The 12,396-nt window shown below is 67.8% G+C and carries 15 protein-coding genes; 7 read left to right on the forward strand and 8 right to left on the reverse strand.

The window, feature by feature from the left end; translation table 11 throughout:
- Window positions 1-12: 12 nt before the first annotated feature.
- Window positions 13-402 carry a cupin domain-containing protein gene (locus ACOCEP_RS39790; RefSeq protein WP_482335088.1) on the forward strand — a complete coding sequence of 130 codons (390 nt, stop codon included), beginning with the start codon at window positions 13-15 and terminating at the stop codon, window positions 400-402.
- Here ACOCEP_RS39790 and ACOCEP_RS39795 read toward each other — a convergent pair.
- Entirely contained in the window at window positions 399-1,361 is a 963-nt protein-coding gene (locus tag ACOCEP_RS39795) for a GlxA family transcriptional regulator (protein WP_482335089.1), read from the reverse strand. The genes ACOCEP_RS39790 and ACOCEP_RS39795 overlap by 4 nt on opposite strands.
- Before the next feature lie 82 nt (window positions 1,362-1,443).
- Here ACOCEP_RS39795 and ACOCEP_RS39800 point away from each other — a divergent pair, with 82 nt between their 5' ends.
- Window positions 1,444-2,319 carry a DMT family transporter gene (locus ACOCEP_RS39800; RefSeq protein WP_482335090.1) on the forward strand — a complete coding sequence of 292 codons (876 nt, stop codon included), beginning with the start codon at window positions 1,444-1,446 and terminating at the stop codon, window positions 2,317-2,319.
- Between the two features lie 65 nt (window positions 2,320-2,384).
- Here the strand turns inward: ACOCEP_RS39800 and ACOCEP_RS39805 are convergent, their stop codons facing one another.
- Both ACOCEP_RS39805 and ctaC read right to left on the reverse strand, forming a co-directional pair.
- Entirely contained in the window at window positions 2,385-2,804 is a 420-nt protein-coding gene (locus ACOCEP_RS39805) for a cytochrome c oxidase subunit 4 (protein ID WP_482335091.1), read from the reverse strand.
- Window positions 2,805-2,844: 40 nt separating this feature from the next.
- Entirely contained in the window at window positions 2,845-3,783 is a 939-nt protein-coding gene (gene ctaC / locus ACOCEP_RS39810) for an aa3-type cytochrome oxidase subunit II (protein ID WP_482335092.1), read from the reverse strand.
- Between the two features lie 193 nt (window positions 3,784-3,976).
- Here ctaC and asnB point away from each other — a divergent pair, with 193 nt between their 5' ends.
- Window positions 3,977-5,911, forward strand: a complete 1,935-nt coding sequence (gene asnB, locus ACOCEP_RS39815) for an asparagine synthase (glutamine-hydrolyzing) (RefSeq protein WP_482335093.1) — start codon at window positions 3,977-3,979, stop codon at window positions 5,909-5,911.
- Between the two features lie 56 nt (window positions 5,912-5,967).
- Window positions 5,968-6,621 carry an alpha/beta fold hydrolase gene (locus ACOCEP_RS39820; protein ID WP_482335094.1) on the forward strand — a complete coding sequence of 218 codons (654 nt, stop codon included), beginning with the start codon at window positions 5,968-5,970 and terminating at the stop codon, window positions 6,619-6,621.
- A gap of 58 nt (window positions 6,622-6,679) precedes the next feature.
- Here the strand turns inward: ACOCEP_RS39820 and ACOCEP_RS39825 are convergent, their stop codons facing one another.
- Window positions 6,680-7,669, reverse strand: a complete 990-nt coding sequence (locus ACOCEP_RS39825; RefSeq protein ID WP_482335095.1) for a carbohydrate kinase family protein — start codon at window positions 7,667-7,669, stop codon at window positions 6,680-6,682.
- A 141-nt stretch (window positions 7,670-7,810) separates the two neighbouring features.
- Here ACOCEP_RS39825 and ACOCEP_RS39830 point away from each other — a divergent pair, with 141 nt between their 5' ends.
- A complete protein-coding gene (locus ACOCEP_RS39830) occupies window positions 7,811-7,999 on the forward strand; it encodes a hypothetical protein (RefSeq protein WP_482335096.1) in 189 nt (62 codons plus the stop codon).
- Window positions 8,000-8,072: 73 nt separating this feature from the next.
- Here ACOCEP_RS39830 and ACOCEP_RS39835 read toward each other — a convergent pair whose 3' ends face one another.
- Entirely contained in the window at window positions 8,073-8,450 is a 378-nt protein-coding gene (locus ACOCEP_RS39835) for a HesB/IscA family protein (protein WP_005164197.1), read from the reverse strand.
- A gap of 143 nt (window positions 8,451-8,593) precedes the next feature.
- Here ACOCEP_RS39835 and ACOCEP_RS39840 point away from each other — a divergent pair, with 143 nt between their 5' ends.
- Together ACOCEP_RS39840 and ACOCEP_RS39845 are read left to right on the forward strand one after the other, a co-directional pair.
- Complete coding sequence (locus ACOCEP_RS39840) at window positions 8,594-9,250, forward strand: DUF3043 domain-containing protein (RefSeq protein ID WP_482335097.1); 657 nt, start codon at window positions 8,594-8,596, stop codon at window positions 9,248-9,250.
- A gap of 157 nt (window positions 9,251-9,407) precedes the next feature.
- On the forward strand, window positions 9,408-10,397 hold the full coding sequence (locus ACOCEP_RS39845) for an aldo/keto reductase family protein (protein ID WP_257485323.1): 990 nt from the start codon (window positions 9,408-9,410) through the stop codon (window positions 10,395-10,397).
- 67 nt (window positions 10,398-10,464) lie between these two features.
- Here ACOCEP_RS39845 and ACOCEP_RS39850 read toward each other — a convergent pair whose 3' ends face one another.
- Genes ACOCEP_RS39850 through ACOCEP_RS39860 form a run of 3 tightly spaced genes read right to left on the reverse strand, consistent with a single transcriptional unit; the run spans window position 10,465 to window position 12,282 of the window.
- Window positions 10,465-10,692, reverse strand: coding sequence for a hypothetical protein (locus tag ACOCEP_RS39850; protein WP_039795309.1), 228 nt, complete (start codon window positions 10,690-10,692; stop codon window positions 10,465-10,467).
- Window positions 10,685-11,536, reverse strand: a complete 852-nt coding sequence (locus ACOCEP_RS39855) for a phosphoribosylaminoimidazolesuccinocarboxamide synthase (protein WP_482335098.1) — start codon at window positions 11,534-11,536, stop codon at window positions 10,685-10,687. The genes ACOCEP_RS39850 and ACOCEP_RS39855 overlap by 8 nt, the downstream gene beginning before the upstream one ends.
- On the reverse strand, window positions 11,533-12,282 hold the full coding sequence (locus tag ACOCEP_RS39860; RefSeq protein WP_482335099.1) for a GntR family transcriptional regulator: 750 nt from the start codon (window positions 12,280-12,282) through the stop codon (window positions 11,533-11,535). Before ACOCEP_RS39860 ends, ACOCEP_RS39855 begins: the two co-directional genes overlap by 4 nt.
- Between the last annotated feature and the right edge of the window lie 114 nt (window positions 12,283-12,396).

The raw sequence follows: 12,396 nt of genomic DNA on the forward strand, positions 1-12,396 counted from the left end.
CAGGATCGGAGCATGAGCAAGCACCCGATCGACCTGGGCACCGCGCTGGCCGGCTTCGACGAGATCTGGAGCCCGCGGATCGTCGCCCACGTCAACGATTACGACGTCCGTCTCGCCAAGGTCGCGGGCGAGCACGTCTGGCACGTCCACGAGAACACCGACGAGTTCTTCCTCGTCCTCGACGGCACCTTGGACATCGCGTTGCGCGAGAACACGGGTGAACGAGTCGTCACGCTCCCCCGCGGCTCCGTGTTCGTCGTCCCGCGCGGCACGTTCCACAAACCGTCCTCAGTGGACGGTGCGTCGCTGTTGCTGGTCGAACCGACCGGGACCCTGTCGGTCGGCGACGAGCACGACGAGATCCCCGACCACGTCCAAGTCACCGTGGGGCAGGAGATCTAGCCGACGGAAAACGTTCTGCGGTAAGCACTCGGACTGGTCCCGCGCAGCTTGCCGAACTGATGGCGCAGCGCCGCGGCGGAGGCGTAACCACAGGCGACCGCTATGTCCTCAATGGACAGACTGCCTTCTTCGAGCAGGGACTGCGCCCGGTCCAGGCGGCGTTCGGTGAGCCACCGGTGCGGCGTCGTCCCAGTGGCCGCCGAGAACCGGCGCAGGAACGTGCGCTCCCCCAACCCGCTGCGCCGGGCGAGTTCCGCGACGGTGAACGGCTGATCCAAGCGCCGCTCGATCCATTCGAGCGCTTCGGCGAGCACGGTGTCGTCCGGCGCGGCGGTCTCGGGCACCGGCGCCTGCACGAACTGCGCCTGCCCGCCGACCCGATGCGGCGCCGCGACCATCCGCCTGGCCAGCGTGGTGGCCGCGGCGACGCCGCGCAGTTCCCGCACCAGGTGCAGGCACAGGTCGACGGCGGCGACGGTGCCCGCGCTGGTGAGGACGCCGCCGTCGTCGACGTACAACGCCTTCGGATCCACCTTCGCCGTCGGGAAGCGCGACCGGAACTCCTGCTCGTAGACCCAGTGCACGGTGCAGTCGCGCCCGTCGAGCAGCCCCGCGTACCCGAGCGAGAAGACGCCCGCGCAGAAGCCCGCGACCCAGGCGCCCCGGCCCGCCGCGTCCCGCAGGACTTCGAGCACCGGTTCCGGCGGGCTCGCGCTGCGCGGCGCGCAGGTCGGGACGATCAGCAAGTCCGCGGACGCCGCGAAGTCCAGGCTCTGCAGGCCGTTCAGCCCGAAACCGGACCAGCTCAGGACGTTCTCGCCGCCGGGCGAGCAGACCGCGAAGTCCCAGCCCTCGATGCCGTCGGCGCTGCGGTCGGTACCGAAGACCTCGCAGGCGACACCGAGTTCGAACGGCGAGACCTGGTCGGCGAGCACCACCGCGACCTTCTTCACATCCATCCGGGCAGTCTGTCACAAGCTTTGCGGTCGATGTCATCTCTGACACTGGTTGGACGCGGACGCGAGGGCGAAAGTGGTCGCCATGAACAAGAACAACCCCGTGTTGCAGTGGACCGCCGCGATGGCACTCTCCGGCACGATCGGCGCCGTCGTCCTCGAAAGCGGCGCCGAAGCACCCGCCGTGGCGTTCGCGAGCAGCTTGGTCGGCGGCCTGCTGCTCCTGGTGTGGAGCGCCGCCCGGGGCTGGCTCCGCCCGTGGACACTCGGCCGCCGCGACCTGTTGCTCGCCGTCCTCGGCGGGCTGTTCCTGGTCGGGAACTGGGTGTTGCTGTTCGCCTCGTACTCGCTGTCGTCGATCGGGGTCAGCACCGTCGTCTACCACACGCAACCGCTGATGCTGGTCGGTCTCGCGGCGGCGTTCCTCGGCGAGAAGATGGCGAAGAGCCAGCTGGTCCGGGCGCTGATCGCGTTCGGCGGGGTGACGCTCATCTCGCTGTCCGCGCACGGCGCCGACGGGAAACCCGTGCGGCTGGAAGGGATCGCGCTCGCCCTCGGCGCGGCCGCGCTGTACGCCGGCGCTTCCTTCGTCGCGAAGCAGCTCAAGCACGTCCGCCCGCACGTCCTGGCGGCCGTCCAGCTGGTGACCGGCACGATCGTGCTCGCACCCGCCCTGCTGGTCACGCCGCTGCCCACGGACACCTCAGGCCTGCTGTGGCTGGTCCTGCTCGGGACCGTGCACACCGCGCTGATGTACGTCCTGATGTACGCGAGCATCGGCAAGCTGCCGACCACGACGGTGGCGCTGCTCTCCTACGTCTATCCGGTGGTCGCGGTGGTCGTGGACGTCCTCGCCTACGGCCACCGGCCGACCTGGCCGGAAGGCCTCGGCATGCTGGCCGTCCTGGCGGCCGCGCTCGCGCCGAAGCGCACGCCGGCACGGCGACCCGCCCGCGTTTAGTCCTCTGAATGCGAAACGGCGCCCAGCTCCGGCAAGGAGCGGGGCGCCGTTTCGGCGTCAAGACGTCACTCGTGGTTCGGGCCCGTGTGGTACTCGAACACCAGTCCGCCGATCGCGATGATGACCAGGCCCAGCGCGATGATCAGCAGCCAGATGTGGAAGAACGCGAGCGCGACACCGGTCAGCGCGGCGGCCGCCGCGAGACCCACCGGCCAGTAGCTGCCGGGGCTGAAGAAGCCCAGCTCACCGGCGCCGTCGCTGATCTCGGCGTCTTCCCGGTCCTCCGGCCGCGGCTCGATGCGCCGCGCCACGAACTGCAGGTAGCTGCCGGCCAGGAAGGCCAGGCCACCGGTGAGGATCAGGGCCACCACACCGACCGGCTCGACGCCGTCCCGGGTCATCGTTCCGGTCATGTACGCGTAGATACCCGCCACGACGACGGAGAAGACCGCGACGAGGAAGAAAATCCGTCCTTCGACCTTCATGGACGTTGCCTCACTCCTGTTTCGGGCTCGAACAGCCGGGTCAGTTGGACGCGACCCGCGCGGTGCGGTCGGTGTTGAACGGGGTGGTGGTGACGGCGTAGGGCGAGCAGAGTTCGCCGCAGTTCATCGCCGTCAGCGCCTCGGAGGCGGTGTTCGGCTTACCGCTCTTCGGGTTCACCGTGCCGCGGAGCTGGATGTACTGCGCGTACTTGTCCGGCGAGAGCGCCCTGACCTCGAAGTTCATCCCCGAGTGGTAGGTGCCGCACAGTTCGGCGCAGCGGCCGACGAACGAACCTTCCTTGTCGATCGAGTTCTGGAAGGTGAAGTCCTGGTTGTTCTTCTCCGGGTCCGGCATGACGTCCCGCTTGAAGTGGAACTCCGGCACCCAGAACGAGTGGATGACGTCGGCCGACCGCAGGTTGTACTGGATCGTCTTGTTCGTCGGCAGGACCAGCAGCGGGATCTCGGTCGAACTGCCGACCGTGGTGATCTCGGGGTCGGCCTGGTTCTTGGAGTCGCTCTTGTACTTGAACTCCCAGTTCCACTGGAACGCGACGATGTCGACCGTGACGTCCGGGTCGTCCGTCTCGGCGAGCACGCGGTTCTCGGTGGTCGCGGTGAAGAAGAACAGCACGCAGACCATGATCGTCGGGACGACGACCGTGAAGATCTCCAGCGGGATGTTGTACTGGAACTGACGGGGCAGTTCCTCTTCCGCGCCGTCGGCGGTCTTCTTCTTGCGGTGGAAGATCGCGGTCCAGAAGATCAGCGCCCACACGATGACACCGACGGCCAGCGCGGCGATGACGGTCCACGTCCACAGGGTGCGCATGTCGTGCGCCTGCGGGGTCACCCCGGCGGGCCAGCCGAAGCGGAGGATCTCTTCCCCGGAACAGCCCGTCGCGGTCAGCATCACCAGCACGGCGAGCGCGACGACGCGACCAGACCGCTTGACTGGGGTGCGCTCTGGATTTCCCACTGCGCCTTGCCCTTTCACCCAGAGCCTCCTCGACCGATCTTTGTGACAGCCGGAGCCTAGCCGAGTTGCGGCGCCGCGCTGACTAAGGGGTAACCCCAACACGCGTATCCCCCACCACATCCGGGTGTACACACCCACCGGCATACTGGGCCCTTCTCCCCCGCTCGGCCAACAAGAGGTGTGTGAACTAGACGTGTGCGGCCTGCTTGGACTGATCTGTTCGACCGAAGCCGACGCGGCGAGCGCCCGTGACGCCGTCGACGCGGCCATGCGCTGCCAGCGGCACCGGGGCCCCGACGAGCACGACACCTGGGCCGACGCCGAGGTCGTCTACGGCTTCAACCGGCTGGCCTTCATCGACGTCGACCACGCCCACCAGCCGCTGATCTGGGGTCCGCCGGAGGCCCCCGAGCGCTACACGCTGAACTTCAACGGCGAGATCTACAACTACAAAGAGCTGCGTGACGAGCTGGCCGCCGAGCACGGTGCGAAATTCGCCACAGAGGGTGACGGCGAGGCGATCGTCGCGGCGTACCACTACCTCGGCGACGACGCGGTGAAGAAGCTGCGCGGGATGTTCGCCTTCATGATCTGGGACTCCCAGGAGAAGGTCGTCTTCGGCGCGCGCGACCCGTTCGGCATCAAGCCGCTGTTCTACTCCGCCGGCCCCGGCAAGGTCGCCTTCTCCAGCGAGAAGAAGAGCCTGCTGGAGCTGTCGAGCGTGCTCGGCGTCGAGGACGAGCTGGACAAGACGGCCCTGCAGCACTACCTGGTGCTGCAGTACGTGCCGGAACCGGAGTCGATGCACACCGGCGTCCGCCGCGTCGAGTCCGGGACGTCGTTCCGGGTGGTCCCCGGCGGCGACGTCGAGTTCACGCGCTACTTCCACCCGGCCTTCAACGCGAAGCCGGTCAACAGCCAGGCCGAGGCCGAGGAGCTGTACGAGCGCATCGCCGATGTGATGCGCGACTCGGTCGGCAAGCACATGATCTCCGACCCGGACGTCACGGTCGGCGCGTTCCTCTCCGGCGGTATCGACTCCACCGCGACCGCGACGCTGGCCAAGGAGCACAACCCGAACCTGATCGCGTTCACCACCGGCTTCGAGCGCGAGGGCTACTCCGAGGTCGACGTCGCCGCCGAATCGGCCGCCGCGATCGGCGTGAAGCACGTGGTCCGCACGGTTTCGGCGGACGAGATGATGGAGGCGCTGCCGCTCATCGTCTGGTACCTCGACGACCCGGTGGCGGACCCGGCGCTCGTGCCGCTGTGGTTCATCGCGCGCGAAGCCCGCAAGCACGTCAAGGCGGTGCTGTCCGGCGAAGGCGCCGACGAGCTCTTCTGCGGCTACACGATCTACAACGAGCCGATCTCGCTGGCGCCGTTCGAGAAGATCCCGGGCGGGATGCGGAAGATCATCGGCAAGGTCTCCACGAAGATCCCGGAGGGCACCCGCGGCAAGGACCTGCTGCGGCGCGGGGCGCTGCCGCTGGAAGACCGCTACTACGGCAACGCGCGCAACTTCCGCGACGACCAGCTCCGCAAGGTGCTGCGCACGTACGAGGACGGGATCGGCTTCAAGGACGTCACCGCGCCTTGGTACAAGATCTCGGAGAACTGGGACCCGGTCGCGCGGATGCAGCACGTCGACCTCTACACCTGGCTGCGCGGCGACATCCTGGTCAAGGCCGACAAGGTGACCATGGCGAACTCGCTGGAACTGCGGGTGCCGTTCCTCGACGCCGAGGTGTTCAAGGTCGCCTCGACCATCCCGCTGGACCAGAAGCTCGCGCACGGCACCACGAAGTACGCGCTGCGCCAGGCCCTGGCGAAGATCATTCCCGGTCACGTGCTGAACCGGCGCAAGCTGGGCTTCCCGGTGCCGATCCGGCTGTGGCTGCGCAACGAGATGTACGACTGGGCGAAGGGCATCATCTCGGACTCTCAGACTGACGCGCTGCTCGACAAGAAGGCCGTCCTCGCGCTGCTCGAAGAGCACAAGGCCGGGCAGCTCGACCGCAGCCGTCAGCTGTGGGCGCTGCTGGTGTTCATGCTGTGGCACGGCATCTTCGTCGAGAACCGCATCAAGCCCGAGGTGCCGGAACCCGTCTACCCGGTGAAGCTCTAGTCACGACTCGTGCGGCCGGCCTTCACCGTGGACGCGGTGGAGGCCAGCATGGTGCGATGGACTTCGTCCTCGTGCACGGCACGACGCAGAGCCCGGCGGGCTGGGACAGGGTGGCGAAGCTGCTCACCGCCGCCGGGCACCGCACGATCGCCGTGGACCTGCTGACCCCGGTGGAGCTGCCGGTCGAGGGCTACGCGCAGCACGCGCGAGATCAGTACGACGGCGAGCGGCCGGTGGTCGTGGCGCATTCCGGCGCGGGAGTCCTGCTGCCCGCGATCGCCGAAGCACTCGACGCGCGGACCATGGTGTGGGTCGCCGCCTACATCCCCGATTTCACCGGTGGGCGGAGCCTGCGGGACGAGACGCGGGCCGTGTTCGAACCCGACTGGATCGGGGTGGATCCCACGGCGGATCCCGCGAAAGCGTCGGAATTCCTCTTCCACGACTGCGATCCCGAGACCGAACGGCCGGCGCTGGAGAGCCTGCGGCTGTTCGACCCCGCGGTGCTCGCGACTCATCCCGCCGGGGCAGCGCCGGAGATCCCGTCGACGGTGGTCGTCCCCACGCGGGACCGCGCTCTGAAACCGGACTGGATGCGGCGAGCGGCCAGGGAACGGCTCGGCGTCACCGCGATCGAGATCGACTCCGGGCACTGTCCGCAGCTGTCCCGGCCCGCCGAACTCGCCGGGATCCTGACCGGAAGTACGTGAAGGCCCCCTTCATTGCGCTAGACGCAATGAAGGGGGCCTTCACGTACTTCGAATCAGCTCACGCGGGCAGGATCGCCGCGATCTCCTCGGCGGACTCCGGGCCGAAGGCCTCCTTGAGGCGGCCCAGGACGTCGGCGCGGTCGAAGGACCATTCCTGCGTGCCCACGGTCTCCAGCACCAGCACGGCGATCAGCGAGCCCAGCTGCGCCGAACGCTCCAGGCCGAGCCCGCCGTCGAGACCGGCGATGAACCCGGCGCGGAAGCCGTCGCCGACGCCGGTCGGGTCGACCTTGCCGCGTTCCGGGACGGCGCCGATCTGCAGGGCGAGGCCGTCCTTGCCGACGATCTCGACGCCCTTCTCCCCGAGCGTGGTGATCCGCATCCCGACCCGGTCGAGGACGTCGGCCTCGGACCAGCCGGTCTTCTGCAGCAGCAGTTCCCACTCGTAGTCGTTGCTGAACAGGTATTTCGCGCCCTCGACGAAGGCACGCACCTGCGCGCCGTCCATCCGGGCCAGCTGCTGCGAGGGGTCGACGGCGAAGGTGTAACCGCGCTGGCGGCACTCCTCGGCGTGCCTGACCATGCCTTCGGGGTCGTCCGGGCTGATGAGCACCAGCGAAAGCTCGCCTGCGTGCGCCGCGACCGGCTCCAGCTCGATGTTGCGGGACTCCGCCATCGCACCGGCGTAGAAGGTGGCGATCTGGCAGAGATCCTCGTCGGTGGTGCAGACGAAGCGGGCGGTGTGCGCCACCTCGGAGACCAGCACCCCGGCGGTGTCGACACCGTGCCGCTCGAGCCAGGACCGGTAGTCGGCGAAGTCCGAGCCCACCGCGCCGACCAGGATCGGGCGTTTGCCCAGCACACCCAGCCCGAAGGCGATGTTCGCGCCGATCCCGCCCCGCCGGACGACGAGGTCGTCGGCCAGGAAGCTCAGGGACACCCGGTGCAGCTGCTCGGCGACGAGCTGCTCGGCGAACCTGCCTGGGAAGTGCATGAGGTGGTCGGTTGCGATACTGCCGGATACCGCGATCCTGGCGTTGTCTGCCACCGGTTCTCCTTGGTCGGTCGGCCCCGCCGAGGCGAGGACGGCTAAGTTACCCGCAGGTCATGCCCCATACGGGTTGCTTCGGGCACGGCCATCGACACTACCGGTTGGTAGTGGTGTCCTACTCGAACACGAGTCATTAGCTTGTCGTTCGTGACCACTTCCACGTATCACCTCGAACCGGAATCGATCGGCGAACTCATCGCCGACTGTGCCGACATCCCGGCGTCCCTCCAGGCCGAGAACCTGCCCCTGCCCCGGCAGATCGCTCCGCCCTGGACCGTGGACGAGCGGTGCCACGCCCAGGTGGCCGATCTGGACGCCTACGTCTGATCGGCGTTCCGGGCATGAAGAAGGGCCGCGACCTGGGTGAGGTTCGCGGCCCTTCTTCATGCCTCGGCGCGGCTCAGTGGAAGCTGTCGCCGCAGGCGCAGCTCCCGGTCGCGTTCGGGTTGTCGATCGTGAAGCCCTGCTTCTCGATCGAGTCGACGAAGTCGATCACGGCGCTCGACACGTACGGCGCGCTCATCCGGTCGACGGCGACGCGGAGGCCGTCGAAGTCACGGAACAGGTCACCGTCGAGCGTGCGCTCGTCGAAGAACAGCTGGTAGCGCAGGCCCGCGCACCCACCGGGCTGGACGGCGATGCGCAGGTGCATGTCGTCGCGGCCCTCCTGCTCGAGCAGGGCCTTCGCCTTGACGGCGGCGGCGTCGGTCAACGTGACGCCGTGGGTCTCCTCGGCGGTTTCGGCCTGAGCTGCGGCTGCCTGCTCAGCGGTCGTCATGGTTCTCCCTCTGGTCGAACTCGCTGCGGGTACTCGTCTTGCACATGGTCCAACACGTCGGAGTCCCGATCTGTTCCCCACCATGGTGACATATCGCTCGGCCTGGTGCGTGGGACCGTGACGCCCGCGACTACCCTGGTGGGGTGAGGTTCCTGCGCCGTAGCACCACAGACTCCGCCACGACGGACACCGAGACCCCCGGCGACGACGTCGTCGAGGTCCAGGCCAAGTCGTACACGCCCGGAAAGGGCAAGGCCACGCCCAAGCGGCGTGAGGCCGAGGCCAAGCGCCGCGGCCCGGTGGCGCCCCCGCCGACCACGATGCGGGAGGCGATGAAGCGCAACAAGGAGCTCCGGAAGTCGGCGAAGGCCGACCCGGAGTACAAGCTCAAGCAGCGCAACGCCGCCAAGGAACGCCGTGAGCGGATGATGGCGGGCGAGGACAAGTACCTGCTCCCCCGTGACCGCGGCCCGGTCAAGGCCTACATCCGTGACCTGGTCGACTCGCGGCGCAACCTGCTCGGCCTGTTCATGCCGCTGGCGATCCTGGTGTTCGTCGCGCTGATCCTGCCGTACCCCGAGGTCCAGCGGTACGCGACGCTCCTGTGCACCGTGATGCTGCTCGGCATGATCGTCGAAGGTTTCCTCAGCGGGCGCCGGATCGCGAAGATGGTCCGCCTGAAGTTCCCGAACGAGACGATCAAGGGCACCTCCGTCGGCTGGTACTCGTTCATCCGGGCGAGCCAGATCCGCAAGCTGCGGGTCCCGAAGCCGCGCGTGAGCCCGGGCGACAAGGTCTGAGAACAGCAGGCGGAGCCGCGCCGTATCGGAGAAGGGGCCGGGCGCGAACCCGCCCGGCCGGAGGCCCCGCTATCGCGGTGGCAGGGCGCCGACCAGCACTGAGCAGGGGAAACCCGGGTCGTTAGCGTGGCTAACGGCCTGGGGTAGAGTCGCGTTCATGGAGTTTCGACGACTGGGCCGCAGCGGCCTCAATGTCAGTGAGATCTCGTACGGCAACTGGCTCACCCACGGGTCCCAGGTGGAAGAGGACCAGGCCCAGGCCTGCATCAAGGCGGCGCTCGACGTGGGCATCACCACGTTCGACACGGCCGACGTCTACGCGAACACGGCCGCCGAATCGGTGCTCGGCCGCGGCCTGAAGGGCCTGCGCCGCGAAAGCCTGGAGATCTTCACCAAGGTCTACTGGCCGACCGGCCCCAAGGGCCCGAACGACCAGGGCCTCGGCCGCAAGCACATCATGGAGTCGGCGCACGCTTCGCTGAAGCGGCTCGGCACCGACTACGTCGACCTCTACCAGGCGCACCGCTTCGACCGGACCGTCCCGCTCGAAGAGACGTTCCTCGCCTTCGCCGACCTCGTCCGCCAGGGCAAGGTGCTCTACGTCGGCGTTTCCGAGTGGACCGCCGAGCAGATCACCCAGGGCGCGGCGATCGCACGTGAACTGAAGGTGCCCCTGATCTCGAACCAGCCGCAGTACAACGCGCTGTGGCGGGTCATCGAGGCGCAGGTCGTCCCGGCGTCCGAACGTGAAGGGCTCAGCCAGATCGTCTGGTCGCCGATCGCGCAGGGCGTGCTCACCGGCAAGTACAAGCCCGGTCAGCCGCTGCCCGAGGGCTCCCGCGCGACCGACGAGAAGGGCGGCGCCAACATGGTCGCCCGCTTCCTCAACGACGACGTCCTCGAACGCGTCCAGCGGCTCCAGCCGATCGCGGACAAGGCGGGCCTGACGATGGCCCAGCTGTCCGTGGCCTGGGTGCTGCAGAACCCGAACGTCGCCTCGGCGATCATCGGTGCCTCGCGGCCGGAGCAGGTGCACGAGAACGTGAAGGCGGCCGGCGTGAAGCTGGACGCGGATCTGCTCGCCGCGATCGACGAGGCCCTCGACGGCGTCACCGAGACCGACCCGACGCTGACCCGCTCCCCCTGATCCCCCGCAAGTAGTCGGCTAAATGCAGACACTTTTCCCGCATTTAGCCGACTACTTGCGACAGAGGTCAGTCGCCGTGTACGCGGGACTGGTACGCGATCTGGCCGTCGAGATCGAGGGCGTCACCGGGGGCGCGCAAGGGATCGATGCCCAAGCCCCGCAGCAACCTGCTCGCGCCGGCGACCCGGTCGCCGGTCCGGCCGTCGAGCCGTTCCGGCCGGTGGCCCCGCTGGATCAGCAGGCCTTCGACGTCGTCGATCAACCGGTACGGGTCGTAGACCTGCTGTTCAGGCATGACCACCACCGGGAATCCAGGTCTTCCCGGTGATCCTTTCGTAGACCTCGGTGTAGCGCTTGCGGGTCGCCTCGACGATCTCGTCGGGGATGGCCGGGCCGGGCGGCGTCTTGTCCCAGCCGGTGGTCGTGGACCAGTCGCGGACGAACTGCTTGTCGAACGCGTGCTGCGTGCGGCCCGGCTCGTAGTCGTCGGCGGGCCAGAACCGCGACGAGTCCGACGTGAGCACCTCGTCCCCGAGCGTCAGCACACCGTCGGCGTCGAACCCGAATTCGATCTTGGTGTCGGCGATGATGATGCCGTTCTTCGCCGCGTGCTCCGCACCCTTGGTATAGACCTCCAGCGTCAGCTCGCGGATGCGGTCCGCGGTCTCCTGGCCGATCTCGTTCACGACGTCGGCGAAGGTCATGAACTCGTCGTGGCCGGTGTCGGAGATCTTCGTGGTGGGCGTGAAGATCGGCTCGGGCAGCTTGTCCGCCTCGACGAGACCGGCGGGCAGTTCGACGCCGGAAACCTTGCCGTCGCGCCGGTATTCACGCATTCCGAGACCGGTGAGATAACCGCGCGCGATGCACTCGACCTGGATCATCTTCAGCGGCTTGCACCGCGTGGCGCGACCGGCGAATTCGGCGGGGACGTCCGTCGTGGAGAGGACGTGGTTCGGCACCACGTCGGCCATCTTTTCGAACCACCAGGCGGAAAGCTGGTTCAGCAGCGCGCCCTTGTCCGGGATCGGGGTCGGCAGCGAGACGTCGTAGACCGAAACGCGATCCGACGCGACGAGCAGAATGTCGCCGTCGATTTCGTAAAGGTCCCGGACCTTACCCGCGTGAATGTGCTTCATGCCCCGTCCTCGATGTCGTATTCGTAGAAAATCCAGTGGTCCGGCAAGGCCGCCGATTCGCCGTACTCGAGTACGTCACCCTCGGCGGACAGGAACCTGTTGCGACTCAACAGAATCGCCGAACCTTCGGCCACGCCGAGTTCCGCCGCGTCCTCGGCACCCGCCAGCCCCGCGGCGTGCTGAGAATGAGTCGAGGTCAGAACCCGGCCTGTCCGGTCCGCCACATACTTGACCGTTCCTTCGACGATCCGCACCGGTTCGAAGAGCAACGGAGCCTTCGACGCGACAGCGCCGTCGAACCACGAGACCGACGTCGACACCGGCCGGTCTTCGCTCGCGAACGTGGTCCTGCGCCGCCGGATCACCGGAGCGCCTTCATCGATTCCGAGCGCGCCCGCCACCCTGTCCGGCGCGGGCAGCAGGCCCGCCTCACGGATTTTCGCGTAGTGGCCCGGCGGATAGACCTTGCCGGTTCGCGCGATCGAGATCGTCCGATCGTGCGCGGAGCGGTGCAGTGTCCTGGTCTGCACCACCGTGCCGACGCCGCGTATCGCGCGGACCAGACCTTCGGCGCGGAGCGTCGAGAGCACCTTCATGGCCGTCGCCATCGCGACGTTCCAGTTCCTGGCAATCTCACGCGCGGACGGAACCGCGTCGCCTTCCTTGAGCCTGCCCGAAACGATGTCGTCGCGAATGTTGCCCGCGATCTGGAGATACGGCGGTTCGGGTCGATCGACGGCGGGCAAGGTGACTCCTCACAAGGTCGCGCGGTGCGCACAAGCGTTCTAGCACACCAATGGGCGAGCACCAAGGATCCTGCTCACACCCCATTATTACGTACTAGTACACATTCTGGACGG

The sequence above is a fragment of the Amycolatopsis sp. CA-211722 genome (assembly GCF_056828465.1).

Excerpts from the sequence above, each read along its gene's own strand:
- ACOCEP_RS39790 (WP_482335088.1), top strand. The coding sequence starts at position 13 with ATGAGCAAGCACCCGATCGACCTGGGCACCGCGCTGGCCGGCTTCGAC.
- ACOCEP_RS39795 (WP_482335089.1), bottom strand. The coding sequence starts at position 1,361 with ATGGATGTGAAGAAGGTCGCGGTGGTGCTCGCCGACCAGGTCTCGCCG.
- ACOCEP_RS39800 (WP_482335090.1), top strand. The coding sequence starts at position 1,444 with ATGAACAAGAACAACCCCGTGTTGCAGTGGACCGCCGCGATGGCACTC.
- ACOCEP_RS39805 (WP_482335091.1), bottom strand. The coding sequence starts at position 2,804 with ATGAAGGTCGAAGGACGGATTTTCTTCCTCGTCGCGGTCTTCTCCGTC.
- ACOCEP_RS39820 (WP_482335094.1), top strand. The coding sequence starts at position 5,968 with ATGGACTTCGTCCTCGTGCACGGCACGACGCAGAGCCCGGCGGGCTGG.
- ACOCEP_RS39835 (WP_005164197.1), bottom strand. The coding sequence starts at position 8,450 with ATGACGACCGCTGAGCAGGCAGCCGCAGCTCAGGCCGAAACCGCCGAG.
- ACOCEP_RS39845 (WP_257485323.1), top strand. The coding sequence starts at position 9,408 with ATGGAGTTTCGACGACTGGGCCGCAGCGGCCTCAATGTCAGTGAGATC.
- ACOCEP_RS39850 (WP_039795309.1), bottom strand. The coding sequence starts at position 10,692 with ATGCCTGAACAGCAGGTCTACGACCCGTACCGGTTGATCGACGACGTC.
- ACOCEP_RS39855 (WP_482335098.1), bottom strand. The coding sequence starts at position 11,536 with ATGAAGCACATTCACGCGGGTAAGGTCCGGGACCTTTACGAAATCGAC.